A 26,164-nucleotide genomic window follows, 5' to 3' on the forward strand; every position below is an offset into this window, starting at 1 on the left:
GGAGGAATTTATTATGCAAACGCATCATAAAAACCAACAGCAGCAGAAACAACAGCAAAAGCAGCAACTTGAACAGCAAACTGAACATTTAAAACAGCAACAGCAGCAACCCCAAGGGCCTATTGATAGCCCTAAAAACAACCAGCATGAACAGGATGACCGGATGCTGAATAAACAGCACCGTGCCGATCTGCAAAACCAGAACATGCACGGCAATCATCGTGAATAATGCTGAAGTTCATGTTCCCTCGCTCAACAAAGTCCACTTCAGGTGGACTTTGTTTTTGGATTGCGTCATATTTTGCTAATGAAGCGCCTGCCGCTTTTGCTTAATATACAGTATGCAAAATATGGATAATTAGGGACAGACTTATGAGCAGTATGCGTCCGGTACGTAATGATTGGTCTCGTGAAGAAATTGAGGCACTTTATCAGCAACCGTTTTTAGATTTGGTTTTTGAGGCGCAGCGTGTACATCGTGAGCATTTTGCTGCCAATACCATTCAGGTGAGTACTTTACTCTCGATTAAAACCGGTAAATGCCCGGAAGACTGCAAATACTGCTCTCAATCGGCTCATTATGATTCACAGCTGGAAGCTGAAAAACGTATTGCCGTTGAAAAAGTGATTCAGGAAGCCAAGGAAGCGCTGGAATCAGGTTCTTCACGTTTTTGTATGGGCGCAGCGTGGCGCAATCCGCATGAACGCGATATGCCTTATGTACTGGAAATGGTGCGTGAAGTAAAAGCGCTGGGTCTGGAAACCTGTATGACGCTGGGTATGCTGAACCAGTCTCAGGCAGAACGTCTGAAAGATGCTGGCCTGGATTATTACAACCATAACCTCGATACTTCACGCGAATACTATGCCAACATTATTAGTACCCGCAGCTTCGATGACCGTTTAAATACCTTGGAGCATGTGCGTAATGCCGGCATGAAAGTCTGTAGCGGCGGTATTGTCGGTTTAGGTGAAGATACCCAGGATCGGATTGGCCTGTTACATGAACTGGCCACCTTGCCGATTCATCCGGAATCTGTACCGATTAATATGCTGGTCCCAATTGAAGGGACGCCACTGGCCGATGTAGAAAAACTCGATGTCACCGAATGGATTCGTACCATTGCCGTGGCGCGAATTATCATGCCAACCAGTTATATCCGTCTGTCTGCCGGTCGTGAATCTTTATCCGATTCAGATCAGGCCCTGGCTTTTATGGCTGGTGCCAACTCGCTGTTCTCGGGTGAAAAGCTGCTAACCACCCCAAATGCCGGTGAAGGTAAAGACCGTCAACTGTTCCAGAAACTGGGACTGGTGGCGGAAAAAGCCAAACCGACCGTTCAGGAACTGTCGGTAGATGCGATGGCGGTTTAATCCGCATCACACGAAAAAGCCCATCTTCTGGATGGGCTTTTTTTATGAGGTAATTAACAGGCCATAATTGGCATTCAGATACATACCCGGTTTAATCAGATCGGCACCATTGGCATGATAAACCGTGAGTTCCTGCTGGATGACATCAAAATGAAAAGCATCAAAACAGTCCTGATGCTGACACAGCCAGGCCAAGGTATCGCTGAGCTGATCATCTACAATATAGGTTGGGGCATTAAAATTTTTGGCCATGTGCATATTCAGTTATAGAGAGATGTCAGGATTTTAGCCTGAAACGGCAGTAAATAAAGCAGCTTGGAATGAGATTTATTTAACGGCTGAGATGAGCCTGCGCGAATGTTGATGCAGTGTATAAACAAAAAGAAGTGAGTCTAGCCCACTTCTTTTTTGAATCTGGTTTGATCCCCTCTATGATTTATTGGCCCCACACTTACGACACTCAATATGCGCACCAATTTCCTCCATTTGCTCATATTCATAAATATGTAAGCAGAAAAAGTTTTTTAATAATTGAAGCATCCTAACACTCCTATTTTTGATTATTTTTTCATTCAGCTTCTTGCCGCTTATTTCATCCTGAAACAAGCATAACCAAAATTGGTTATACTCATTTTTTAACACATTTTTTAAAAAGATCAAGTGTTATTTCAAGGACTTCTTTTGAACGTCATTCATCATAATTATTGAAGCTTTTACTCTATATTCAAATAGCTAGCGCATTTTTCGGTTTAAGTCTGCACAAAACAGATTTTTTGTAATCCCCTCTTGATTTCGTCACGCAAGTGTTTAGGATGAAAAAAACAGCCTTTTTCGGCAATGATGCCTCGGAAAAGTAGTCAAGAAACAAGACATTATTTAAACAACAAAAAAATGGAATAAGGATATCAACATGCTTGGACGTATGATGTATCAACCGTTATTGATTAGCTCGCTGATTGAACATGCAGCACGCTATCATGGCGATACACCCATCATTTCAAAAAATACCGATGGCAGCATGAGCAGCACTGACTGGGCCGCTGTGGCAGAGAATGCCAAACGCTTTGCCAATGCCCTGCAAGCCTTAGGGTTAGAGCAGAGTGACCGTGTGGCGACCATTGCCTGGAACAATCATCGTCACCTGGAAAGCTGGTATGCGATTTCCGGGAGTGGTCTGGTCTGCCACACCATTAACCCGCGTCTGTTTCCTGAACAGCTGATTTTTATTATTAATGATGCTCAAGACCGGGTGGTGATTTTTGATAAAACCTTCCTGCCGCTAATTGTCGGGGTAAAACAGCATTTGCCGCAGGTGGAGCATTTTATCTGTCTGGATGCACCGGATGATGCGGTCCGGGAAAAATTGCCTGAAGTTCAGTTTTATGATGATTTGATTGCCGCCCAGTCCAAGACATTTGACTGGCCAGAACTGGATGAGAATATGGCCAGTTCCCTGTGCTACACCTCAGGCACCACCGGTAATCCAAAAGGCGTGCTCTACAGCCACCGTTCCACCTTGCTGCACAGTTATGGCATCAGCCTGCCCGACTCCCTGAATTTATCGGCCAAAGATGTAATGCTGCCGGTAGTGCCGATGTTCCATGTCAATGCCTGGGGCACGCCATATGCTGCGGCGATGGTTGGCTCAACCCTGGTGTTGCCGGGACCAGGGCTGGATGGTGCCAGTCTGGTACAGCTAATTGATAATTATAAAGTGACGGTGGCCTTGGGTGTGCCAACCATCTGGCAAGGTTTACTGGCCGCAGCCAAACAGTCTGGCAGCACGCTGGAAAGCATGAACCGCAATGTGGTCGGTGGCTCGGCCTGCCCGCCAGCGATGCTGAAAACCTTTAAAGAGCAGTATAACTGCGACACCATTCATGCCTGGGGCATGACTGAAACCAGTCCGCTGGGTTCTGCCAACCAGCTCAAAGCCAAGCATGAACTGCTCAGCCCGGAGGAGAAAACCCAGTTACGACTGTCTCAAGGTCGTCCACCATTTGGGGTAGATTTACGTCTGGCTTCGGCAGAAAAAGGCACCGACTTGCTGCCACGTGATGGCCAGACCACCGGCAATTTACAGATTAAAGGCCACTGGATTATTGAGCGTTACTTTGGCAAAGAGGAATCTGCCCTGACCAGTGATGGCTGGTTCGATACCGGTGATATTGCCAGCCTGAACAGTGATGGTTTCCTGCACATTAGTGACCGTTCTAAAGACCTGATTAAATCGGGTGGTGAATGGATTTCATCGGTAGAACTGGAAAATCTGGCCATGTGCCATCCGGAAATTGCCATGGCCGCAGTGATTGCCGCCAGCCATCCAAAATGGGATGAACGTCCGGTAGTGATTGCCATGAAAGTGCCGGACAGCCAGATTACCGAAAGCGAACTACTGGATTATTATGCCGATAAGGTGGCCAAATGGCAGATTCCCGATAAGGTTATTTTTGTTGACAGTATTCCACTCAGTGGGACCGGCAAAATGCTGAAAAAAGATTTACGCGAACAATATGGTCAGGTGCTGATGGAAGCGCCCGTGTAAATATTGGTCTATGTAGAGATAAGATAGAAAAAGCGCTGATAGATTCAGCGCTTTTTTATGGGATCAACAATGCGATATACCTAAAGATCACAGGTTTTTATATTCACTTAAGCCTGTTTTTTAATCACATGCTCGGCGGAAAAATCGCGATAGGTACGGCGTGAGGCAGTTTGTTCAGGCAATGGCTCGACCTCGTGCATGCTCTGCAGACAGCGTGCAGTCAGTTCAATATATTGCTGGGTGCCATGACGTTTCCAGGCAATTTCCTTGTCTTCCAGTGGCCGCACCACCTTAGCCGGACTGCCAAGTGCCAGGACATTGGCCGGAATCTGGGCTTTGGCTTTTACGGTACTATTGGCGCCAATAATGGTATTTTCACCAATTTCCGCTTCATCCAGAATCACGCTGTTCATGCCAACCAGTACATTTTTGCGAATGATGCAGCCATGCAAAATTGCCCCATGTCCGATATGGCCATATTCTTCTACCAGCGTCACGCTGTCCGGAAAACCATGCACGGTACAGGAATCCTGCACATTGGCATTCTGCTGAATATGAATCCGGCCAAAGTCGGCACGTAAGGCAGCAAATGGGCCAATATAAGCCCCGGCTTCAATAATCACATCACCAATAAGTACAGCAGTTGGATGCACATAAGCCTGCGGATGCACCACAGGAATCACACCATCAATGGAGTAACACGGCATATTTTATTCCTTTAAAATAAGCGGAGTAGATGCTTCCCCACCACGAGGCAAGGAAGCTCTATGAATAAGCTCAAGCCAATGAGCTGGGTTCTTCTATTTTAATACCGCCAAAACGCTTGAAGAATTGCGGATGCGCCGGTGGCATTGAACCTTCCGACGTGCGCGCCAGTTCCATAAAGAATTCTTCTCCGGCACTGACCACACGCTGATACAGGTTGCTACTTAAGTTGCGTGCATTCAGCGATAACCAGTCCGATGGCAGCAGCTCAAACGGCAGGTTCGGATCTTTCAGCAAAATCCGGCGATACTGATGAATCAGCAAAATCCGGATCTGGAAGGCCTGTACCGGGTCCAGTTCATCTTCGGCATCAACCAGATTCAGAAATTCACGGAAATCACCCATGAATTTTTCATAACGCTGATGCAGTTCAGGCACCGGCCAGTTGGTTGCCACCATGCGTTTGATGGTTGGATACGACTCCTGCCATAACTGCAAGGTTTCGGCTTTAAAGATCACCACCTGATCGGTCATTTGCAGATTCAGTAGCAGATTTTGCAGTTTCAGATGATCACAACCCGGATAAGCCATCACGTTGGTGGCAATATTGGCAAAACCGAGCCATTCCAGTTCTTTCTTTAAAATGGCTTTATTTTCCAGCTCGACCGAACTGAGCAGTACCAGATCCCATTTCTGATCCCATTCCTTGTGCTGGAAGCTGTAAATTTTCTGGTCCGCCATAATAAAACGCTGACGGCTGTTTTCGGTAATACGGTAATAACTGGTGCGGCCAATTTTTTCCGATACCAACCAGCCGTTTTGTACCAGACGAAATACGGCGGTACGTACCGAACGTTCATTCAGGCCAAACACATCCATCAGCTGGATCAGGCTGGCCAGACTGATAATCCCACCGCGATGAAAAATACAGTCACCAAATACGGTCATAATCAGCGATGTGCCACTTAAGGCTTCATGCTGAATAAAATCATCAATACTTTGTTTTAGTTTTGGATTCATTGCGATGTATTCACACCCTGTTTGTGAGGGCAATTGACCGCAGTCAATCGCCCACTGAACCTATGCAGACTTTCGGATATCAAATACCCGCTGCGCCTTACCTTCTGAGCGTGGCAGACTACCTTCCGGCAACACATCCACCGTCACGCTAATGCCCACCATGGTTTTAATCTGGGCTTTTAACTGCCCGGCCAACTGGTGCGCCATAACATCATTGGTATCTTTACGCATTTCTGCCTGAATATGCAATGTGTCGAGGTGTCCCTGTTTACAAATATGAATCTGATAATTCGGAATCAGCTGCGGAATATGCAGAATCTGCTCTTCAATTTGTGACGGGAACACGTTCACACCGCGGATAATCATCATATCATCGCTGCGTCCAACGATTTTGTCCATACGACGCATGGTGCGTGCCGTGCCAGGTAACAGACGGGTCAGGTCACGGGTACGGTAACGGATCACTGGCATGCCTTCTTTGGTGATGGTGGTAAAGACCAGCTCGCCCAGTTCACCATCTGGCAGGACTTCACCGGTTTCCGGATTAATAATTTCCGGATAGAAATGATCTTCCCAGATGGTTGGGCCGTCTTTGCTTTCCAGACATTCCATTGCTACACCCGGCCCCATTACTTCAGACAGGCCGTAAATATCCAGTGCATCAATGCCCAAGCGCTCTTCAATTTCCTTGCGCATTTCATTGGTCCACGGCTCGGCACCAAAAATACCGGTACGGATAGAACAGTCTTTGGCTGTGCCAAATTTCTTTTCCAGCGCTTCAATAATATTCAGGCAGTAAGATGGCGTAACCATTAAAGCGGTGGGCTTAAAGTCATGAATCAGCTGCGCCTGACGCTCGGTTTGGCCACCCGACATTGGAATAACCGTGGCACCCAAACGCTCTACGCCATAATGCGCACCCAAACCGCCGGTAAACAGACCATAACCATAGGACACCTGAATGGTATCTTTGGCACTTAAACCGGCTGCACGTAAGGAACGTGCTACCACATCTGACCAGGTCTGAATATCCTGCTGGGTATACCCGACCACGGTCGGCTGGCCGGTGGTGCCTGATGAGGCATGCACACGCACAATCTGTTCCTGTGGCACGGCAAACATGCCAAACGGATAGTTGTCACGTAAATCTTGTTTGGTGGTAAACGGGAATTTGGCCAGATCTTCCAAAGTGTTGAAATCATCAGGATGGACCCCTGCTTCATCAAACTTCTTTTGATACACCGGGCTGTTCTGGTAGGCATGCTGCAGCGTTTTTTTCATGCGTTGCAGCTGGATGCTACGTAACTCATCGATTGAAACAGTTTCGATTTTTTCCATTGCATTGTTATTCATCTTATTACTCCTTTTCAATCATCCTGATTGAGTGCTGTATTTTTTACTTGGATGTGTCCTCATCCACATTTTCGATAATCATGGCCACGCCTTGGCCCACACCGACACACATGGTGCACAGTGCATATTTCCCTTGACGACGTTTTAATTCTTTCATGGCGGTAATCACCAGACGCGTCCCACTCATCCCGAGTGGATGTCCCAAGGCAATCGCGCCACCATTTGGATTGACCCGGGCATCATCATCCTGCAAGCCCAGTTCACGGGTCACCGCCAGTGCCTGTGCGGCAAAGGCCTCGTTCAGCTCAATCACATCCATCTGATCCAGGGTCAGCCCGGTCAGGGCCAGCACTTTACGTACCGCCGGCACCGGCCCAATACCCATATATCTGGCTTCAACACCGGCACTGGCCGAGGCCACGACTTTGGCTAAAGGTTTTAGCTGATGTTGATTCACAAAAGCCTGATTGGCCAGCATGACACAGGCAGCGCCATCATTCACCCCGGAAGCATTACCGGCGGTGACTGAACCGCCTTCTTTACGAAACGGGGTTTTCAGGCTGCCTAAAGCCTCCAGCGTGGTGTCAGCACGTGGATGTTCATCGGTCTGGAAGATGATGCTGTTTTTCTTACGGTCTTTAATTTCAACCGGCATAATTTCTTCGGCCAGAATCCCGTTTTGCTGGGCCACTGCAGTTTTCTGCTGACTGCGATAGGCAAACAGGTCCTGATCGGCACGATGTATCTGGTATTTTTCTGCAACGTTCTCGGCGGTTTCCGGCATGCTGTCTACGCCAAACTGCGCTTTAAATTTCGGGTTAATAAAGCGCCAGCCGATGGTGGTATCAAAAATTTCCGGGGTGCGGCTAAAAGCGGTTTCCGGTTTGGACTGGACAAAAGGTGCACGGCTCATGGACTCAACCCCACCGGCCAGTACAAACCGCGCTTCACCGGCCTTGATCATACGCGCGCCTGTGGCAACCGCATCTAAACCTGAGGCACAAAGACGGTTTAGGGTGATGCCCGCGACATTGTCCGGCATGCCGGCCAGCAAGGCAGCCATACGCGCCACATTACGGTTATCTTCACCAGCCTGATTGGCACAGCCTAAAATCACCTCATCCAGCTCTTGCCAAGGCAGTTCAGGATGCTGGGCTTTTAAATACTGTATTGGCAAGGCAGCCAGGTCATCTGCACGGATGCTGCTGAGCGCACCGGCATAACGGCCAATTGGGGTGCGAATTCCATCGCAAATAAATACCTGTTCCATGTCCTGTGGTTTCCTTAGCCTGCTTGGCGAAATTCTAATTCTTGCTCTGACTGCGTACGTTCCTGTGCAGCCTTCTTGCTTAAATATATACTACAACGGTAGCGTTCTTCACCATAAATACGATACATATTTTTCAAAATTTGTAAAATAGTGTTATATCCAATTTTTTCTGCCCACTGGAATGGACCTTGCGGATAATTCACACCATATTTCATTGCTGAATCAATATCTTGTTCGGTTGCTATAGCATGCAGCACTGCTTCACTGGCTTCATTCACCAGCATGGAAATGGTACGCAGCACATACAGACCTGCATGATCTTTAGTCCAGATTGGTATCAGATCAATCGCGGCAAAAAACTGCTCGACTTTGGCGATATCGGCTGCGTTACAGGCCGGTGATGCCACGATTGGTAACGCCTGTGCCACATTCCAGTCAGCATGCCAGTCCATCAGCACCACTTTGTCCTTGCTATAGTCCAGCTCGACCGATTCACCGCGGCTTAAACGCAGGCGTACATCACCCAGTACAATTTCTTCATCTGCCTGTGGCTGACGCTGCACTTTCAGCTGTGAGGCAGCCTGAATCCGCGAGATCAAGCCGCTAGAATGTGACCAGCTCCCATTGACCTCAATCTCAAGTTCACCCGGTGCAACGCTCGGCATGGCCGGCAAACGATAGGCCGGTGAACGTTCAGCCTGACGATAATCATAAAAACCCTGCCCGCTTTTACGGCCGAAACAGCCGGCATCCACCAGTTCTTTCTGGATTAAAGACGGACGATAGCGCGGCTCATAAAAGAATTCCTGATACACGCTTTGGGTCACGGAAAAATTGACATCCTGCCCGATTAAGTCGGTCAGTTCACATGGCCCCATGGCAAAGCGGCCACATTCACTCATGATAAAATCCAATTGTTCAGGCGTGGTGACATTTTCCTGTAAGGCACGAAAAGCTTCGGCATAATAAGGGCGCGCTACCCGGTTGACAATGAAACCCGGAGTTGATTTGGCCGTCACTGGCACTTTGTTCCAACTTTGCATCAGGCTGAACAATGCCTGTGCAATCTGGGCTGAGGTTTTCAGGCCACGAATAATTTCTACCAGTTTCATTACCGGTGCCGGATTAAAAAAGTGCAGTCCGACCACACGCTCAGGCTGTGGAATTGCCGCGGCAATGGCGGTAATGGAAATGGATGAGGTGTTAGAGGCAAAAATAGTTTCTACCGGACACAGTGCTGCCAGTTGCTGAAACAGCGCTTGTTTGACTTCTTTCTTTTCCACAATGGCTTCGACCACCAGTTGTGCATTCGCCAGTGCCTGAAGATCGCTGGCAATCGTTAAATTGGCCAGCGTTTGCTGTAACAGCTGCGCTGTCATTTTCCCGGCCGTAACACGTTTTTCCAGCTGTGTTTTCAATTGTGCCAAAGCAGCCTCAGATTTTTGCACATCCACATCAAACAGCTGGGTTGGATGGCCATGCATCGCCGCCAATTGGGCAATACCAATGCCCATGGTGCCGGCGCCAATCACCGCGACACGGGCCTGCTGTAAACAAAGTTGTTTCATGATTAGCATCCTGTATATTGCGGTGTGCGTTTTTGCATAAAGGCTTGGACGCCTTCTTTATAATCATTTGAACGGCCGGCCAGACGCTGTAGGTCACGTTCCAGAATGAGCTGCTCATCCAGATTATTATCGGCTGCGGCATGAATGGCTTTTTTAATTAAGGACAGGCCATAGGTCGGCTGTTTGGCTAAATGCTCGGCCATTTTCTCGGCTTCGGCTTTCAGCTGATCATCTTCTACCACCTGCCAGATCATGCCCAGTTGCAGCGCCTGTTCTGCGCTGACTTTATCACCCAGCATGGCCAGCCCCATGGCTTGGGCACGGCCAACCAGACGCGGCAGGAACCAGGTGCCGCCAGAATCCGGAACCAGACCTAAACGGCAGAAAGCCTGAATAAAAGACGCCGATTTTGCCGCCAGTACAATGTCACAGGCCAAAGCAATATTGGCACCAGCACCGGCCGCAACCCCATTGACTGCGCACAGCACCGGTTTGGGCATATCGGTAATCAGCTTGATTAAAGGGTTGTAATATTTTTCAATTGACAGGCCTAAATCTGGTGCATCGGCATTCGGATCGACCACGCGGTCATTCAAATCCTGTCCGGCACAGAAACCACGACCTTCGGCAGAAATGACCACCGCGCGAATCTTGCTGTCTTTGGCCCAGGCCTTCATAACCTTGGACACTTCCTGATGCATGGTTTCATTAAAACTGTTGAGCTGCTTCGGACGGTTAAAGGTCAAATAGCCCACTGCATTTTTTTCTTCGACAATAATTGTTTGGTAATCCATTACACACCTCTAAATTCCGGTTTTCTTTTTTCTAAAAATGCCTGAATGCCTTCCTGACGGTCTTGGGTCGCGGCCAGCCAGACAAAATGTTGACGTTCTAATTTGAGGCCCTGGCTCAAGGTCACTTCATGAATCGACTTTAAGGACTGTTTGATGGCACGGATGGCCAGTGGTGCCTGCGCTGCAATTTTTGTTGCCAGTTCCAGCGCATATTGCACCGTAAGGCCGCTTGGACAGACCTGACTACTAATACCGTGTTGCAAGGCGGTATTGGCGGAGACCATCTCCCCGGTCATGGCCCAGCGCATCGCCAGTTGCTGTCCGACCAGACGCGCCAAACGCTGGGTACCCCCGGCGCCTGGCAACATGCCCAAACCAATTTCAGGGAGTGCAAACTGGGCATTTTCACCGGTGATGATCATGTCGCCATGCAGGGCCAGTTCAAAACCTGCCCCCAGCGCATAACCATTGACCGCCATAATCAGTGGCTTGGAAAATTCATCAATACCTTTCCACAACAATGGACGCTGATCCTGCTGGATGCTCACCACATCCAGTTGCGCTAGTTCATTTAAATCTGCCCCGGCAGCAAAACACTGCGGATTGCCGGTAATCACCACGGCTTTTACACTGGAATCTGCATCCAGCTGCTGCAGATGATCAGCCAGTTCTTTTAAGGTGGCATTATTCAGGGCATTGCGCTTTTCCGGGCGATTCAGTTCAATTAACACCACACCCGGCGCAGCCAGACTGCTTTTTAAATAATCCATGGCTTGTCACTCCCTGTCCGCAACTTATTCGTCAAAACTCAAGCGCACATTGGCACTGGTCGGACGTGCCTGACAGCTCAGCACATAGCCTTTGGCCACTTCATCTTCTTCCAGGCTGTAGTTAATGGCCATTTCGACCTCACCTTCCAGCACCTTGCATTTACAGGTCGCACAGACCCCGCCTTTACAGGCATAAGGCAAGTCAGCACCGGCACGCAAGGCGGCATCGAGAATGCTGTCATCCTGTTTGGAAACGTCGACAATCAGCTCACGGCCATCGAGAATAATATTAACCTTCTCTTCGCTACGGCTTTCAATTTGTGCCGCGCTGGCTTTCGGTGCAGTGCCGGTATTAAAACGCTCGGTGTGAATTTTGCTGCGCTCGATGCCCAGTTCTGGTAACACTGTTTCCACTGCATTCATCATCTCTTCCGGGCCACAGGCAAAGCAGTGATCGAACTGGGAATGAATTAAACCGGCCTGAAACAGCTGTTGCAGTTTTTCCGCATCAATCCGGCCATTGAGTAACTGGCTGTCATTCAGTTCACGCGAGAAAACATTGACCAGTTGCAGACGCTCTTTATAACGGTCTTTTAAATCCATGATCTGTTCCGAGAACATGGTCTGTTTCCAGGAACGGTTACCATAAACCAAGGTAAAATGCGCACCCGGCTGATGGTTCAGCACCGATTTCACAATCGACAAAATTGGGGTAATGCCGCTACCAGCAGCAAAGCCAAGATAATTCTGGCCGCCAGTTTTGGCTGCTTTTTGAAAAAATACGCCTTGTGGTGGCATCACTTCCAATACATCACCGGCTTTAAGATGTTCATTAGCCCAGGTCGAAAACTGGCCCTGATCAATTTTCTTGATGGCAATGCTCATGTCTTCAGCACGATCACTGCAAATTGAATAACAACGACGGATTTCACCCTGCTCGGTCAAATGACGGATGGTAAGATGTTGCCCTGGCTGATACTGGAATAAATCGGCCTGTTCAGGTGCCAGATCAAAGGCAATACAGATGGCCTGTTCGGTTTGTGGCTGAATTGATTTAATGATTAAAGGTATAAATTGGCTCATGTGAAAATCCCTCTTGCATGCCGACGATGCTTGCCATGCTTATATACATTTGAAATAGTCAAACGGTTCAAGACAGTCCTGACACTTGTATAAGGCTTTGCAGGCTGTGGAACTGAATTCGCTTAATAATTTGGTCTGCTGGCTATGACAGTGTGGACAGCGAATGCCATCACTGAGCGCCACATGCGTGCCACATTGATGTGACTGGCCTTGTGGTGGCGCAATGCCGTACTGCTGCAACTTCTGCTTGCCACTTTCGCTCATCCAGTCGGTGGTCCAGGCTTCCGATAAATCCACCACCACCTGAACCGGGGTTAGACCTTTACTTTGGAACGCCGCGGTGATTTCATCTTTAAGCAGATCGGTGGCCGGACAGCCGCTATAGGTCGGGGTCAGCCGCACCACAATTTCATCTTGCGCGTTGAGTTCAACGCCGCGAATCATGCCCAGATCCAGCACCGACAGCACTGGAATTTCCGGATCAGACACCTGCGCCAGCGCATCCCAGCATTCATCTAGACAATGTCTAATTAAATTCATGCGACTCACTCCCTGTGATTAAGCTGAATTACCAGGCCATATTTGGATAAGAACGTTGCATATATTGCAGTTCGGCCAGAATAAAACCCAGGTGTTCGGTATGCAGACCCTGTTTGGCGCCACTACGATACGCCCCGGTATCTGGCAGGCTCAGGCCAAAACGTTGCAGTTCGGTCTGCACCTGTGCCGTCCATGCTGCTTTTAAAGGTGCGAAGTCTGGCAAAATGCCCTGTACGACCAGCTGCTGCTCATCTGCGGTCTGTTCAAACAGCTCTGCGCTAAAGCGCCATAACTGGTTCAAACCCTGCTGGGTTTTCTCATGCGCTTCGGCGGTGCCCAGACTTAAGCGCTCCATCCAGGTGGTAGAAAAACGCAGATGATATTTGACTTCTTTTAAGGATTTCACCGCAAAAGCGGCGACATCGGCCTGCTGGCTCTGGCTTAAAGCGCTAAACAGCTCCAGGTGATACAGGTCCATCAACCATTGGCGTACCATGGTCTGGGCAAAGTCACCATTCGGTTGTTCGCATAACAACAAGTTGCGGTATTCACGTTCGGTGCGGAAATAAGCCAGTTTGTCTTCATCACGGCCCAAACCTTCGATCTCACCAGCCAGACTTAAAGCGGTACGTGCTTGACCGAGCAGGTCCAGACCGATATTGGCCAGTGCAATGTCCAGCTCCAGTTCCGGCGCATGGCCACACCACTCGGCCAGACGGTGCGATAAAATCAGCTGGCTATCGCCCACATGCAGGAGAAATTGTGCTAATACAGTTTGATTCATTGTACTGCTCCTTACATGTGCTCAATGCCATCTGGAATATTGTAAAACGTCGGGTGACGATAGACTTTGTCCAGTGAAGGATCAAAAAATTCCGGTTTTTCATCTGGTTGAGATGAAGTAATCAGTTCCGATTTCACCACCCAGATGCTCACCCCTTCATTGCGGCGGGTATAAACATCACGTGCATTTTGCAGTGCCACTTCATCATCAGATGCACGCAGGCTGCCAACATGACGATGGCTTAAACCCTGTTTGCTGCGTACAAACACTTCATATAAAGACCAGTGATTTTTATTGTCCATGAGCGTATTCCTTCTTCATTTCCGTATGTGAGCTGTTTAAGCAACTTTCTGTTGTTGTTGCTGGGTCTGTTGTTTCTGGGCATAAACGGCTGCGGTATCACGCACCCATTTGCCGCCTTCCCAGGCTTTACGACGTGCTTCAATGCGTTCGTGGTTACATGGGCCTTTGCCGGCAATCACATCAAAGAATTCGGTCCAGTTAATTTCACCAAACTCGTAGTGACCAGTCTCTTGATTAAAACGTAAATCCGGATCTGGCACGCTCAGGCCAAGCTGCAACACTTGCGGTACGGTGTTATCGACAAACTTCTGACGCAGTTCATCATTACTGAAACGTTTGATTTTCCAGGCCATGCTTTGCGCGCTGTTCGGCGAGTTGTCATCGCTTGGACCAAACATCATTAGCGCCGGCCACCAGAAACGGTTAACCGCATCTTGCGCCATCTGTTTTTGTTCTGACGTACCGTTGGCCAGTTGCATCATGGCTTCAAAGCCCTGACGCTGATGGAAACTTTCTTCTTTACAGATGCGCACCATGGCACGGGCATACGGACCATAAGAGGTACGGCAAAGCGCGACCTGATTCACAATCGCTGCGCCATCGACCAGCCAGCCAATCGCGGCTACATCGGCCCAGCTCAGGGTTGGATAGTTAAAGATGGATGAATATTTCATGCGACCGGCAATCAGCTTGTCCATCATGTCATCACGGTCGGCACCGAGGGTTTCTGCCGCGCTGTACAGATACAGCGCATGACCGGCTTCATCCTGTACTTTGGCCAGCAGTACGGCCTTACGTTTTAAGCTAGGTGCACGGGTAATCCAGTTGCCTTCTGGCAACATGCCGACCACTTCGGAATGTGCATGCTGGCCAATCTGGCGAATCAGGGTTTTACGGTAAGCCTCTGGCATCCAGTTTTTAGGTTCAATTGAAATGTCCTTTTCAATTGCCTGCTCAAAGCTGTGAAGTTGATTTGTCATTTTATCCTCACTTATCCCAAGTGTTCTGGTATTAAAATTAAAACGATACATTTTAAAAATCAATATTAATTTTTAAGTATCAAATAAAATAATTCACAAAATTAACTCAATTTATTGTTTTTTAATATTTTTGTTTTTTAAAAAATTTTTTATTGCAAAATTTGAGCAGAAATATGATTGACAAAAGCGCGTTAAAGTCAGAAATTATGAAACATCAAAAATAAAATATTACTCAAAACGTATCATAAAAGGAGTTATATCATGCTTGAGTTAGACACCCAGACAGCGCAGACGGAATCGCAAGCGATTGATTATTCAAGCGTTCGCCCGGCACTAAAGACCTTAAGCTCACTGGTATGCGGTCAGGAATTTGTTGCGAGTCAAGATTTCCGTCCAGTACAGCATGCCATTACCGGTGAAACCATTTATCAGGTCAGCAGCTTTGGCCTCGATACCCGTGCGGTGGTCGACTATGCCAAACAGCATGGCGCGGCCATTGCTTCCTGGACTTTTCATCAACGTGCCAATGCACTAAAACAGGTGGCTCAATATCTGCTGGAACGTAAAGAAGATTTTTATGAACTGGCCAAAGCCACCGGCTGTACCCGTAAAGATGCTTGGATTGATGTCGAAGGTGGTATTGGTACTCTGTTTGCCTACTCCAGTCTGGTGCGCCGCGAACTGAGTGATGAAACCGCCTGGGTGGAAGACAGCTGGATTCCGCTGTCCAAGCATGGCTCTTTTGGTGCCAAACACGTTTTAAGCCCGAAAGCAGGCGTGGCGGTGCATATTAATGCCTTTAACTTCCCGATCTGGGGCATGCTGGAAAAAATCGCGCCAACCTTGTTGGCCGGTGTACCGTGTATTGTTAAACCGGCGACCGAAGGTGCCGAGCTAACCCATGCGGTGGTCAAAGCCATTCATGCCAGTGGGTATTTACCAGAAGGTGCATTGCAGCTGATTTGCGGCCAGACTTATGACCTGTTTGAGCAGCTGAATCCACAAGATACCGTGACTTTCACGGGTTCTGCGGCAACCGGCCAGAAATTACGTGCACATCCGCACCTGAATCAGTACTCGATTCCATTTAGCATGGAAGCCGATTCCGTCAACAGCGCCATTCTGACGGAACAGGCCAGCGACACGGCAATTGACCTGTTTGTGCGTGAAGTCTTCCGTGAAATGACCAGCAAAGCCGGCCAGAAATGTACCGCGATTCGTCGCGCTTTTGTGCCACGTGAACTTTTAGCGACCGTGCAGGAACGTTTGATTGCCAAGCTGCAAAAAGTGGTGGTCGGTAATCCGGAGCTGGATCAGGTCACCATGGGTGCGCTAGCCAGCCTCAAACAGAAACAGGACGTGGCGGCCAAGGTGGAACAGTTAAGCCAGGAAGCCCAAATTGTCTTTGGTAGCCATTTACGTCAGGACTTTAACATTCAGGCTGATCAACCTGAACTCGGCGCATTCTATCCACCAACTGTACTGGTCTGTGAACAGCCTGAACAGGCCCGCAGCCTGCATCAGATTGAAGCCTTTGGTCCGGTGGTAACGCTGATGGCATATGATCATCTGGCACAACTGGCCGGTCTGGTGGCACGTGGTGAAGGCAGTCTGGTGGCCTCGGTGGTGCGTGATTGCGAGCAGAATATTGAACAGCTGATTGCCAAGATTGCCCCGTGGCATGGCCGTGTGCATGTACTGGATGAGGAAAGCGCCAAAGAAAGTACCGGTCATGGTTCACCATTGCCGCATCTGGTGCATGGTGGTCCGGGTCGTGCCGGCGGTGGTGAAGAACTGGGCGGCCTGCGCGCGGTAAAACACTATATGCAACGCACCGCAATTCAGGGTTCACCGAATGCCATGACCCAGATTGGGCATAGCTGGACCGCCGGTGCTCAGGTGTTTGAAGATCGGGTTCATCCATTTAAAAAGTCGTTTGATGAGTTACGCGTTGGTGAACGTCTGCTGACCGCACGCCGTACCGTAACCGAGGCCGATCTGGTGAACTTTGCCTGCTTGAGCGGTGATTATTTCTATGCACATATGGACAAGATTGCCGCAGCAGAATCGCTTTTTGAAGAGCGTGTCGCACATGGCTACTTTGTAGTGTCTGCCGCAGCCGGCCTGTTTGTCGATGCTGCGCCTGGCCCGGTGATTGCCAACTACGGCATGGACAACCTGCGCTTTGTCGAGCCGGTGAAAATTGGCGATACCATTCAGGTCGAGCTGACCTGCAAACAGAAAACCCCGAAACAGCAACGCGACCCAAGCCAGAAGCCACACGGCGTGGTGGTGTGGGATATTAAAGTGAAAAACCAGCGTAATGAACTGGTCGCCACCTACGATATTCTGACACTGGTAGAACGTGGCGAAGCTTAAGCCGAACTATATTGAACCAAGAAAAGGAATCTTTATGATTCCTTTTTTTATTTATACTTAAAAATATGTATCTTTTTATTCAGAACAGATTGACCCGCTGTGCAGAAAGGAATAAATTGAAGATAGACGATACAAAACGAAAATAACAAGGTTTAAAACGTATCATATTATCTTATACGTTCAGCACAGGAAGTTGCACAATGAATGATAAAACTCTAGAGATAGATGTGGTTGAAAGGAATATTCAACCCAAAAGCAAACAGTTTGAAGCGGCTCATCCCATTGACCTGCCGGCCACGCCTAGTTCGCAGGACAGCAGCAGTACCTATCAGTGGTATGTGGTGATTATCTGTATGGTGGCCTATATCCTGTCTTTTGTAGACCGCCAGATTCTGTCCTTAATGATTGAGCCAATTAAGGCCGATTTAATGCTCAGTGATACCCAGTTCAGCTTATTACAAGGCCTGGCCTTCTCGCTGTTCTATGCCTTTATGGGTGTGCCAATTGCCGCACTGGCCGATAAAAAATCCCGGATTAAAATTATTTCCATCGGCATTGCCTTCTGGAGTCTGGCCACAGCGGCTTGTGGTTTAAGTAAAAACTTCATCCAGATGTTTTTAGCACGTTTAAGTGTCGGCGCCGGTGAAGCGGCCCTGTCACCTGCCTTCTACTCGATTGTGGCTGACCTGTTCCCGAAAGAAAAACTTGGCCGTGCTTTAGGTGTTTATGCGATTGGTGCCTTTATTGGTTCTGGTCTGGCCTTCCTGATTGGCGGCTACGTGATTGGCTTATTAAAAGAAGTCGATTTTGTGGTGCTACCGCTGATTGGTGAATTAAAAACCTGGCAACTGACTTTCTTTATTGTCGGTTTACCGGGTGTTTTATTGGCCCTGGTGATGATTCTGACCGTACGTGAACCCAGCCGTAAAGGCGTAAAAGTCGGTCAGGATGGTGAAGTCGTTAAAGCCTCATTTAAAAACTCGGTGGCTTTTATTAAATTGCACAAGAAAACCTTCTTCTGTCATTTTATTGGCTTCTCTTTCTACACCATGATGCTGTATTCCCTATTAGGCTGGGCACCGGCCTATTACATGCGTCATTTTGGTCTCGATGCCAGTCAGACCGGTTATGTCTTGGGCTGTATTATTCTGGTGGCGAATACGGCGGGCGCGCTGTTCTGCGGCTGGCTCATCGACTTTTTCTCCAAACGTGGCTATAGCGATGCTGCCATTCGTGCCGGTGCTTTGGGCTGTGCAGCGCTGATTATTCCAAGTGTGCTGTTTACCCAGGTAGATAATCTGTACTTATCGTTTGCACTGATTTTTGTGGCGATGTTCTTCTCGACCTTCCCGATCCCAGCCTCGGCTGCCGCAACACAAATGCTGACCCCCAACCAGCTCCGTGCTCAGGTTTCTGCCAAATTCCTGCTGATCTCTAACCTGATTGCCTTGGGTGTTGGCACTACGGCTGTGGCTTTAATTACCGATAACTATTTTGAAAACACGCTGATGGTTGGCAACTCAATTTCTATTGTCAATGCAGTAGCCGGTGTGATTGGCGTATTCCTGCTGTATAAAGGCTGTCGCTATTATCGTGACAGTATCCAGCATGAAAAACTGAACTAAGTACTCCATCCCTGATGAAGAATGAGCCGGCCTCATTCTTCATTTATTTCTGGCAGATCATCCATCCTATCTCATCTTCCCTGTTCAAATTCACTTTTCTATCTCCTGATCTGCGCGTTCTCAGCATCTTCAAAATTCCTCTGATTTCTGGTGATGATGCTTATACAGTATTACTACCATCTGCAATCTTTTTGCAGCAGCAACTGTGCTACATTCATGTATGTTGATCATCTGATTCCTTATAACGACAAGCTTTGGGAGCGACTCATGGCGAAAATGAAAAAAGCATCGATGCATATTGATATTGGTATTTCTGAAGATAACCGGGCCAAAATTGTCGAAGGGCTTTCCCGACTTCTGGCCGACAGTTATACCCTGTATTTAATGACTCATAATTTCCACTGGAACGTGACCGGGCCGCAGTTTAACAGTCTGCACACCATGTTTATGACGCAATATACCGAGCAATGGAATGCGCTGGATGTTATTGCCGAGCGGATTCGGGCACTAGGTTTTCCGGCACCGGGAACCTATAAAGAATTTGTAAAACTGGCATCGATTGAAGAAGTCGAAGGTGTGCCAAAAGCCAATGAAATGGTGGAGTTATTGGTTCGTGCCCATGAAACAGTTGCACGGACCGCACGCAGTATTTTTGATGTGGTGGAAGAAGCCAATGACCAGCCAACTGCGGATGTACTGACCCAACGATTGGAAGTCCATGAAAAAACTGCCTGGATGTTAAGAAGCCTGTTAGAAGAATAAATAGATGAAGAATAAAACCGGGGAGATGCTCCGGTTTTATTTGGGTGATTTTTAGAAACTGCCTACATGGCAGTGAACGTGGTGAAGAGGCGCTGATTGCTTTGGCGAATTTTCTAAGCTGCCTGTATGGGGTCGTATCCATACCCGCACGCATGTCCATGGGCTGGGTAGACAACCAGATTTCATCGATACGGATCATTTGATCAAGCCCTGAAGTAAAAGCAGTAATTCAGTTGCAGACTCCACTGGTCATTCGATTTCGATCATCTGATCCCTTACGGAACATTGTTCATCATGTAATGGAATCCTGATATGAGCGGTAGCTTTCCTCTCTGGCACAGGTGGCGGAGGTGCTTCTTGTTTGACTGGCGTCGGGTGAAGAATGACGGGAAGGAAGTCGGTCTGTGGACAAGATGGGGTTGTTAATGATGGAACCATTGATCTGGACTGACGAATCCATTTATGCAACAGATTGGCATTGATCTGATGTTGCATTGCGACCTTAGCCACCGATGTATCTGGCTGCTGGCATTGCTGAATAAGTTGATGTTTAAATTCAGCAGTGAAGGTTCGACGGGGCTTTTTTAGCGTTGGTGTGCTGTCTATAACTATCTTTAAATCCATAAATAGGTGTCCACTTAAAATTTAGTGGACACTATCGCGGTATTAATGAGTTAGAAAAAGTGGGGCTCAGCGGACGCTTACAAATAACGGAAATTAAATTGCAACTCACTTGGAAATCCGAGACATCAATCAAGGCCTCAACTCAAAGCCGAAACCTGTCCCAGCTCTCTATAAAATCCTCTAAATCAGGATACAACCACATTACTCCAGCGCTTAAATGCCCTTCTAAAATTATGAATATCATTAATATTTAAATAGTCGGCGACCAGCTCATCGTTATAGGCAAATAAGGTCTTTAATTGTATAGACGTAAACAAACGGGCCTGATCCAGCATTTGCTGATAAGTAAGCGTCCGCTGAACACACCTTATGAATTCATCCTATAAGCCTTAATTTAGTCCCCACTTAAAAACAAGTGGGGACTAAAATTTATGACTACAAATCACCAGACATCCATCGCATCTCTTGCGAAAAAACGAAGAACATACAGTGCTGAATTTAAACAGCAGATCGTTCAGGCTTGTAAAGCACCGGACGTTTCAATTGCTTCAGTCGCTTTGCAACATGGATTGAATACAAATCTTGTATCCAAATGGATTCGCTTAATTGATGCTAAGCCAGGGAGTGATCGCTCACCACTACCGAATAAACCTGCATTTATTGCCTTATCTTGCTCTGCACCATTAGATCCTACTCCTACTGACATGTTAAAAGTTCAAATTACTTTACCCCACTCAAAAGCAGAAATTGGCTTGAAATGGCAAGTATCAGAAATACCTGCCTTGGCAGAATTACTCAAGGTGCTGGCAACATGATCCGTATCGATGAAATCTGGCTTTCTACCCAACCTCTGGATATGCGAGCAGGGATGGATACGGTCATGGCTCAGGTGGTGAGAGCCTTTGGCTACATTAAACCGCATTGTGCTTACCTGTTCTGTAATAAACGTGGCCATCGCATGAAAGTGCTGGTACATGATGGACTGGGCATCTGGCTGTGTGCCCGGCGGCTGGAACAGGGAAAATTCCACTGGGCTAAAGTTCACCAGGGTGAAAGCGTAGCTCTCAACCCGGAACAGTTACAGGCATTAATCCAGGGTTTGCCTTGGCAGCGCATTGGACGACAGCAGGTGGTCACGATGCTCTAAACCAAGCTCGGCTATTCTGCCATCCTCCAAACGTTCTATTTCATTCTTCTCATGACCTCAGGCATACTGCGGTCATGAATACGCTGCCAGATTTAAGCCAACTGACCCATGAACAACTGCTGGAATTCACCCGGCAGTTGGCGATGCAGCATCAACAACTCGCAGAAGATAAACAACAATTAGATGCTCAAGTTCAACATCTGGAAGTATCAAATCAACAATTAGATGCCAAAGTTCAACATCTTGAAGTCACCAATCAGCAATTAGATTCTAAAGTTCAGCATCTTTCTATTCTCAATCAAAAATACGAGCATGAACTGGCGCTGTTTAAACAGCATAAATTCGGCAGTAAAAACGAACATCTCACCGCAAAACAAATCCACCTGTGGGATGAAGCGGTTGAAGAAGATATTGCCGCGGTTGATCTGGAATTAGAACGATTAAATGCAGATAAAACCGATGCAGGGACACAGAAAGCCACAGTCAACAAACCTAAACGTCGACCACTGCCAGATCATCTACACACCATCCGTATTGAGCATGAACCTGCATCAACCCAATGTGCTTGTGGCTGCCAACTCCGTCGTATCGGCGAAGATGTCAGTGAAAAACTGCATTTCAGACCGGCACAGTTCTATAAGGAACAGCATGTGCGTGGCAAATGGGTCTGTGATCAGTGTGACACCCTGACTCAGCAAGCGATGCCCGCCTATGTGATTGATAAAGGCATTGCTTCACCTGAACTGCTCAGCCATGTTTTGGTATCGAAATATGCCGATCATTTGCCGCTGTACCGTCAACGTCTGATCTATCAGCGGGCGGGAATCGAACTTTCTAGATCAACTTTATCTGACTGGATAGGTCGCTGCGGTGTAGAACTGGAACCTCTGGCCAATGCCTTAAAAGAGGTGGTGCTGCAACAGCGGGTGATCCATGCCGATGAAACGCCGGTCACCATCATGCGGATGGGTGAGAATGATAAAAAACCGAAGAAAGGTTATGTCTGGGCCTATGCCACTACACAGTACAATCCAGTTCAGGCGGTGATCTATGACTTTCAGGATAGTCGTTCAGGCCAGCATGCTGCAGAGTTCTTGAAAGGCTGGCAGGGTTATCTAGTCTGTGATGATTACAGTGGTTATAAAGCACGCTTTAAATCAGGCCAGGTCATTGAGGTGGGCTGCATGGCCCATGCACGTCGTAAATTCCATGAACTGCATGTGACCAAAAAAAGTCAGGTCGCTGAACAGGCATTAGTGCTGATTCAGAAACTGTATGCCATAGAAGCAGAACTCAGGAAAAAGACAGATGGTACAGCAGAACAGCGCCGCGAATACCGACAACAGCATAGTCAACCGGTGATGCAACAACTGTATGAATGGCTCAACCAACATCAACTGACTGTGCCATCGAGTTCTCCAACCGCCAAGGCGATCAATTACACTCTGAAGCGTTGGCCAGCTTTAAGCCGCTATCTGGATGATGGCAATCTACCGATTTGCAATAACTGGGTGGAAAACCAGATGCGCCCCTGGGCGTTGGGACGTAAGAACTGGTTATTTGCAGGTTCGCTGCGCAGCGGCCAGCGAGCGGCGAATATCATGACTTTAATCCAGTCAGCAAAGCTGAATGGCTTGGATCCGTATGCCTATTTAAGTGATGTGCTGAAAAGGCTGCCGACGCATAAAGCGACCCAAATAGAAGAATTACGCCACATCGCTGGAAATCCAACTCAAATTAAAAAATAGGCATGGGGTTCAGCGGACGCTTACAGCAGAACTCAGGAAAAAGAAGGATGGTACAGCGGAAGACCGCCGCGAATACCGACAACAGCATAGCCAACCGGTGATGCAACAACTATATGAATGGCTCAACCAACATCATCTGACGGTGCCATCGAGTTCTCCCACCGCCAAGGCCATCAATTACACTCTGAAGCGTTGGCCAGCTTTAAGCCGCTATTTGGATGATGGCAATCTACCGATTTGCAATAATTGGGTAGAGAATCAAATGCGACCTTGGGCCTTAGGGCGCAAGAACTGGCTGTTTGCTGGCTCGCTGCGCAGCGGCCAACGAGCTGCCAATATCATGACTTTAATCCAGTCAGCAAAGCTGAATGGCTTGGATCCGTATGCCTATTTAAGTGATGTGCTGCAAAAGCTGCCGACGCATAAAGCGACCCAAATAGAAGAATTACTGCCACATCGCTGGAAATCCGACCAAAATTAAAAAATAGGCATGGGATTCAGCGGACGCTTACGATTTACAAGCCTGAACGATCTGCTGTTTAAATTCAGCACTGTATGTTCTTCGTTTTTTCGCAAGAGATGCGATGGATGTCTGATTATTTGTAGTCATAAATTTAAGTCCCCACTTGTTTCTAAGTGGGGACTAAATTAAGGCTTATAGGATGAATTCAGAAGGTGTGTTCAGCGGACGCTTACAGTTTAACTGATTTAAAACTGGACACAAAAATATTAAAAAAAGCTCCCGAAGGAGCTTTTTTAGTTAATCGAATTATTAATAAATAATTTGATTATTTTGCAATAACTGCTCTAAATCAAACGCTGTTGGTTGATTTAACAATGTCACGAGATGCTGACTTTGATGAGTTTCAGCTTTACCGTCACGATCAATAGAGATCATAGCTTGTTCGCTTTGCTCATCATATTCTACAGTGACAAATTCAGCTAAGTTTGCATCAGTTGCATCATCAGACAACAGTGAACTGATATCAATGCTATCGTCGCTACCTAAATTAAACTGATCCACTTCAGCATTTGGCTGTTGATTCAAGTTAAATTCATGATTAAGCACTTTAAATATTGCGCTGTCATCTACTTCAAGCACCTCAACATCATCAAATGTCATACGCATCATCGATGCTTTGGTCACTGGCTCTATTAATAGAGGCTCAAGATGTTCAGGATTATTTAAGAAATCTTCAAAAGCTTTCTTGAAAGCATCTGAATCCGTAAATTTCCCACCCTCTTTATATAAGTCAGATGGTACTTTTACTGTTAAGTCGAAACTAGATGATTTAAATAATGCCGCTTGCTCATCTGTCAAAACATACCAACCATCTTTAGCAATCAGCAGTTCATCATTCAAATAGATTTCAGGTTTTACAGATTTTTGAGTACCATCTACTGTAATCTCAACTGTAGCCTGATCAATAAATGCTGAGCTAAATTTTAAACCTCCTAATTGTTTTCCATCCACATCCTCTCCAAATATTACAGAAGACAGCGTCATAGAAAAGTTCTTATACGAAGTAATTACACCATCAGCATTCGCTGTGATAACAGTACCATCACTAAATGCAACACCTTGAACGTTATTGAAGATAAATTTAATTTCCTTACTTGTAACAGGATCTTTATAAATCACTTCGTAACTATCAAAGAAGTTTGTGTTACCGGGATTGGTCATTTTATTTTTAATAATAAAATGATCTGAATCAAATGGTTTGTCAAAAATAATCCAATCACTTGCTGTACCACGTATACCATTAATACCTACTGGAAGTTTATTCGACAATCCTGCCTCATAAAACTTCAGATAAGCATCAATGTCAACAATATGTATATCGGATATATTATTACCTGAACTTTGAGCATTCTGATCACCTTGTATACTATTCACAATTTGATCTTTAAATGCATTTAACAACAAATCTGGATTTTCGTCCCAAACTTGTTGACGAAGAGACTTTTTAATCTCCTCACTTACTTGCCATTCATATGTATAGCCTAGCTCAACCATTTTCGCATTTAATGCTTCCAAATATTTGTTATGGAAATCACCATTATACGTAGGCTGTGGATTACCGTTACTTACATATTGCGTCTCGATCTCTGCTAATTTTTTATCAATAGCATCTTGCATAATTTGTGCATAATCTTTTACAACTACGTTGTCCACTGGTGTAACTGTAATTGGATAATCTTTTGTATCTGTAGTGACACTACCATCTTCATTCATGATGGTGGTCTCTAAAGTAACTTTTAAATCTTCTGGTGCTATACCATCTAGATCTGACAATTTTCCACTAACTACCCCATCTGGAGCAACGCTCACATTAATGACTTCTCCGTTAGGACCTTTTGCAGTAATTTGCAATTTACCTTGCGCTAATAACTCTTTCTGCTCAGGTTGTAGGCCTAAGTTTACAGAGAACTCATCATAGATATCATAATTACCATTTTGGTCTTTATAAACCTCTGAAAGACCTGGTAACGAAGAATCAAATGAGCCAGATAATTCAACCAATTCAACTAAAGTTGCCGTTGCTCCTGATTTTTCAGGAACATCTGTAAATGTCACTGTACCTTCATCAGTTGTTTGACCATCTGTCACTGTATACGTTACATCTGGAACTTTGCCTGCATAACCAGGTTCAGGAGTAAATGTTAATTCACCTTCAGGGGAAATCGTAAGCGTACCAACACCCGGAATCTCAGCTGTTTCACCAGCCTTAACAGGCTCATCGATTCCATCAACAACGAACTCAACGACTGTTAAAGCATCACCATCTG

23 protein-coding genes and 2 pseudogenes are annotated in these 26,164 nt (G+C 46.9%); 10 read left to right on the forward strand and 15 right to left on the reverse strand.

Going from position 1 to position 26,164, the window contains the following annotated elements:
* Positions 1–13 precede the first annotated feature (13 nt).
* Positions 14–229 carry a hypothetical protein gene (locus tag FTU55_RS04390; RefSeq protein WP_016658257.1) on the forward strand — a complete coding sequence of 72 codons (216 nt, stop codon included), beginning with the start codon at positions 14–16 and terminating at the stop codon, positions 227–229.
* 143 nt (positions 230–372) lie between these two features.
* Entirely contained in the window at positions 373–1,374 is a 1,002-nt protein-coding gene (gene bioB / locus FTU55_RS04395; protein WP_016658258.1) for a biotin synthase BioB, read from the forward strand.
* Positions 1,375–1,416: 42 nt separating this feature from the next.
* Here bioB and FTU55_RS04400 read toward each other — a convergent pair whose 3' ends face one another.
* On the reverse strand, positions 1,417–1,626 hold the full coding sequence (locus FTU55_RS04400; RefSeq protein ID WP_180046287.1) for a hypothetical protein: 210 nt from the start codon (positions 1,624–1,626) through the stop codon (positions 1,417–1,419).
* A 658-nt stretch (positions 1,627–2,284) separates the two neighbouring features.
* Here FTU55_RS04400 and FTU55_RS04405 point away from each other — a divergent pair.
* Complete coding sequence (locus FTU55_RS04405; protein WP_005177382.1) at positions 2,285–3,919, forward strand: long-chain-fatty-acid--CoA ligase; 1,635 nt, start codon at positions 2,285–2,287, stop codon at positions 3,917–3,919.
* Between the two features lie 107 nt (positions 3,920–4,026).
* Here FTU55_RS04405 and FTU55_RS04410 read toward each other — a convergent pair whose 3' ends face one another.
* The 12 genes from FTU55_RS04410 to paaA all read right to left on the reverse strand — a co-directional run bounded on the left by FTU55_RS04410 (position 4,027) and on the right by paaA (position 15,089).
* Positions 4,027–4,626 (reverse strand): hypothetical protein, encoded by a 600-nt coding sequence (locus FTU55_RS04410; RefSeq protein WP_005177381.1) that lies wholly within the window; start codon positions 4,624–4,626, stop codon positions 4,027–4,029.
* A 70-nt stretch (positions 4,627–4,696) separates the two neighbouring features.
* Positions 4,697–5,644, reverse strand: a complete 948-nt coding sequence (gene paaX / locus FTU55_RS04415) for a phenylacetic acid degradation operon negative regulatory protein PaaX (RefSeq protein WP_005177380.1) — start codon at positions 5,642–5,644, stop codon at positions 4,697–4,699.
* 60 nt (positions 5,645–5,704) lie between these two features.
* The gene (gene paaK / locus FTU55_RS04420; protein ID WP_005177377.1) at positions 5,705–6,997 is read right to left on the reverse strand and encodes a phenylacetate--CoA ligase PaaK; all 1,293 of its coding nucleotides are present in this window, start codon (positions 6,995–6,997) and stop codon (positions 5,705–5,707) included.
* 43 nt (positions 6,998–7,040) lie between these two features.
* Positions 7,041–8,267, reverse strand: coding sequence for a 3-oxoadipyl-CoA thiolase (gene pcaF, locus FTU55_RS04425; protein ID WP_168405969.1), 1,227 nt, complete (start codon positions 8,265–8,267; stop codon positions 7,041–7,043).
* A 14-nt stretch (positions 8,268–8,281) separates the two neighbouring features.
* Positions 8,282–9,835, reverse strand: a complete 1,554-nt coding sequence (locus FTU55_RS04430; protein WP_180046289.1) for a 3-hydroxyacyl-CoA dehydrogenase — start codon at positions 9,833–9,835, stop codon at positions 8,282–8,284.
* 2 nt (positions 9,836–9,837) lie between these two features.
* Positions 9,838–10,629, reverse strand: coding sequence for a 2-(1,2-epoxy-1,2-dihydrophenyl)acetyl-CoA isomerase PaaG (gene paaG, locus FTU55_RS04435; protein WP_160241378.1), 792 nt, complete (start codon positions 10,627–10,629; stop codon positions 9,838–9,840).
* A complete protein-coding gene (locus FTU55_RS04440) occupies positions 10,629–11,399 on the reverse strand; it encodes an enoyl-CoA hydratase-related protein (protein WP_168381342.1) in 771 nt (256 codons plus the stop codon). Before FTU55_RS04440 ends, paaG begins: the two co-directional genes overlap by 1 nt.
* A 24-nt stretch (positions 11,400–11,423) precedes the next feature.
* The gene (gene paaE, locus FTU55_RS04445; RefSeq protein ID WP_180046291.1) at positions 11,424–12,482 is read right to left on the reverse strand and encodes a 1,2-phenylacetyl-CoA epoxidase subunit PaaE; all 1,059 of its coding nucleotides are present in this window, start codon (positions 12,480–12,482) and stop codon (positions 11,424–11,426) included.
* Positions 12,483–12,521: 39 nt separating this feature from the next.
* Positions 12,522–13,022: a 1,2-phenylacetyl-CoA epoxidase subunit PaaD gene (gene paaD / locus FTU55_RS04450; RefSeq protein ID WP_016658268.1), complete on the reverse strand. Its 501-nt coding sequence runs from the start codon at positions 13,020–13,022 to the stop codon at positions 12,522–12,524.
* 28 nt (positions 13,023–13,050) lie between these two features.
* The gene (gene paaC, locus FTU55_RS04455) at positions 13,051–13,806 is read right to left on the reverse strand and encodes a 1,2-phenylacetyl-CoA epoxidase subunit PaaC (RefSeq protein WP_104494837.1); all 756 of its coding nucleotides are present in this window, start codon (positions 13,804–13,806) and stop codon (positions 13,051–13,053) included.
* A gap of 11 nt (positions 13,807–13,817) precedes the next feature.
* On the reverse strand, positions 13,818–14,108 hold the full coding sequence (gene paaB, locus FTU55_RS04460; RefSeq protein WP_005177351.1) for a 1,2-phenylacetyl-CoA epoxidase subunit PaaB: 291 nt from the start codon (positions 14,106–14,108) through the stop codon (positions 13,818–13,820).
* A 36-nt stretch (positions 14,109–14,144) separates the two neighbouring features.
* Positions 14,145–15,089: a 1,2-phenylacetyl-CoA epoxidase subunit PaaA gene (gene paaA / locus FTU55_RS04465; protein WP_168407118.1), complete on the reverse strand. Its 945-nt coding sequence runs from the start codon at positions 15,087–15,089 to the stop codon at positions 14,145–14,147.
* A 261-nt stretch (positions 15,090–15,350) separates the two neighbouring features.
* Here paaA and paaZ point away from each other — a divergent pair, with 261 nt between their 5' ends.
* From paaZ to FTU55_RS04480, 3 genes are all read left to right on the forward strand, one after another.
* Positions 15,351–17,468, forward strand: a complete 2,118-nt coding sequence (gene paaZ, locus FTU55_RS04470) for a phenylacetic acid degradation bifunctional protein PaaZ (RefSeq protein ID WP_180046293.1) — start codon at positions 15,351–15,353, stop codon at positions 17,466–17,468.
* Positions 17,469–17,668: 200 nt separating this feature from the next.
* Positions 17,669–19,093 carry an MFS transporter gene (locus FTU55_RS04475; protein ID WP_180046295.1) on the forward strand — a complete coding sequence of 475 codons (1,425 nt, stop codon included), beginning with the start codon at positions 17,669–17,671 and terminating at the stop codon, positions 19,091–19,093.
* Positions 19,094–19,360: 267 nt separating this feature from the next.
* A complete protein-coding gene (locus FTU55_RS04480; protein WP_005177343.1) occupies positions 19,361–19,855 on the forward strand; it encodes a Dps family protein in 495 nt (164 codons plus the stop codon).
* Positions 19,856–20,104: 249 nt separating this feature from the next.
* On the opposite strand, the gene FTU55_RS04485 is transcribed toward FTU55_RS04480, so the two are convergent.
* Entirely contained in the window at positions 20,105–20,479 is a 375-nt protein-coding gene (locus FTU55_RS04485) for a transposase (protein ID WP_168383022.1), read from the reverse strand.
* A 431-nt stretch (positions 20,480–20,910) separates the two neighbouring features.
* Here FTU55_RS04485 and FTU55_RS04490 point away from each other — a divergent pair, with 431 nt between their 5' ends.
* From FTU55_RS04490 to FTU55_RS04505, 4 genes and pseudogenes are all read left to right on the forward strand, one after another.
* Positions 20,911–21,294 carry a transposase gene (locus tag FTU55_RS04490; protein ID WP_004828545.1) on the forward strand — a complete coding sequence of 128 codons (384 nt, stop codon included), beginning with the start codon at positions 20,911–20,913 and terminating at the stop codon, positions 21,292–21,294.
* On the forward strand, positions 21,291–21,626 hold the full coding sequence (gene tnpB, locus FTU55_RS04495) for an IS66 family insertion sequence element accessory protein TnpB (protein WP_004828548.1): 336 nt from the start codon (positions 21,291–21,293) through the stop codon (positions 21,624–21,626). The genes FTU55_RS04490 and tnpB overlap by 4 nt, the downstream gene beginning before the upstream one ends.
* A 74-nt stretch (positions 21,627–21,700) precedes the next feature.
* Positions 21,701–23,367, forward strand: a pseudogene (locus FTU55_RS04500) (IS66 family transposase).
* A gap of 26 nt (positions 23,368–23,393) precedes the next feature.
* Positions 23,394–23,855, forward strand: a pseudogene (locus FTU55_RS04505) (transposase); the annotation flags it as partial.
* Between the two features lie 291 nt (positions 23,856–24,146).
* Here FTU55_RS04505 and FTU55_RS04510 read toward each other — a convergent pair.
* Positions 24,147–26,164 (reverse strand): Ig-like domain-containing protein (locus FTU55_RS04510; RefSeq protein WP_180046297.1); only part of this gene is annotated, 2,018 nt, incomplete at its 5' end.

Origin of the sequence: Acinetobacter sp. YH12117 (genome assembly GCF_013418865.1) — a bacterium.
GTDB classification, from domain to species: Bacteria; Pseudomonadota; Gammaproteobacteria; order Pseudomonadales; family Moraxellaceae; genus Acinetobacter; species Acinetobacter indicus.

Bases quoted from the DNA above. Each gene is read 5' to 3' on its own strand.
- FTU55_RS04390 (WP_016658257.1), top strand. From the start codon at position 14: ATGCAAACGCATCATAAAAACCAACAGCAGCAGAAACAACAGCAAAAG.
- bioB (WP_016658258.1), top strand. From the start codon at position 373: ATGAGCAGTATGCGTCCGGTACGTAATGATTGGTCTCGTGAAGAAATT.
- FTU55_RS04400 (WP_180046287.1), bottom strand. From the start codon at position 1,626: ATGGCCAAAAATTTTAATGCCCCAACCTATATTGTAGATGATCAGCTC.
- FTU55_RS04405 (WP_005177382.1), top strand. From the start codon at position 2,285: ATGCTTGGACGTATGATGTATCAACCGTTATTGATTAGCTCGCTGATT.
- FTU55_RS04410 (WP_005177381.1), bottom strand. From the start codon at position 4,626: ATGCCGTGTTACTCCATTGATGGTGTGATTCCTGTGGTGCATCCGCAG.
- paaX (WP_005177380.1), bottom strand. From the start codon at position 5,644: ATGAATCCAAAACTAAAACAAAGTATTGATGATTTTATTCAGCATGAA.
- paaK (WP_005177377.1), bottom strand. From the start codon at position 6,997: ATGAATAACAATGCAATGGAAAAAATCGAAACTGTTTCAATCGATGAG.
- pcaF (WP_168405969.1), bottom strand. From the start codon at position 8,267: ATGGAACAGGTATTTATTTGCGATGGAATTCGCACCCCAATTGGCCGT.
- FTU55_RS04430 (WP_180046289.1), bottom strand. From the start codon at position 9,835: ATGAAACAACTTTGTTTACAGCAGGCCCGTGTCGCGGTGATTGGCGCC.
- paaG (WP_160241378.1), bottom strand. From the start codon at position 10,629: ATGGATTACCAAACAATTATTGTCGAAGAAAAAAATGCAGTGGGCTAT.
- FTU55_RS04440 (WP_168381342.1), bottom strand. From the start codon at position 11,399: ATGGATTATTTAAAAAGCAGTCTGGCTGCGCCGGGTGTGGTGTTAATT.
- paaE (WP_180046291.1), bottom strand. From the start codon at position 12,482: ATGAGCCAATTTATACCTTTAATCATTAAATCAATTCAGCCACAAACC.
- paaD (WP_016658268.1), bottom strand. From the start codon at position 13,022: ATGAATTTAATTAGACATTGTCTAGATGAATGCTGGGATGCGCTGGCG.
- paaC (WP_104494837.1), bottom strand. From the start codon at position 13,806: ATGAATCAAACTGTATTAGCACAATTTCTCCTGCATGTGGGCGATAGC.
- paaB (WP_005177351.1), bottom strand. From the start codon at position 14,108: ATGGACAATAAAAATCACTGGTCTTTATATGAAGTGTTTGTACGCAGC.
- paaA (WP_168407118.1), bottom strand. From the start codon at position 15,089: ATGACAAATCAACTTCACAGCTTTGAGCAGGCAATTGAAAAGGACATT.
- paaZ (WP_180046293.1), top strand. From the start codon at position 15,351: ATGCTTGAGTTAGACACCCAGACAGCGCAGACGGAATCGCAAGCGATT.
- FTU55_RS04475 (WP_180046295.1), top strand. From the start codon at position 17,669: ATGAATGATAAAACTCTAGAGATAGATGTGGTTGAAAGGAATATTCAA.
- FTU55_RS04480 (WP_005177343.1), top strand. From the start codon at position 19,361: ATGGCGAAAATGAAAAAAGCATCGATGCATATTGATATTGGTATTTCT.
- FTU55_RS04485 (WP_168383022.1), bottom strand. From the start codon at position 20,479: ATGGATTTAAAGATAGTTATAGACAGCACACCAACGCTAAAAAAGCCC.
- FTU55_RS04490 (WP_004828545.1), top strand. From the start codon at position 20,911: ATGACTACAAATCACCAGACATCCATCGCATCTCTTGCGAAAAAACGA.
- tnpB (WP_004828548.1), top strand. From the start codon at position 21,291: ATGATCCGTATCGATGAAATCTGGCTTTCTACCCAACCTCTGGATATG.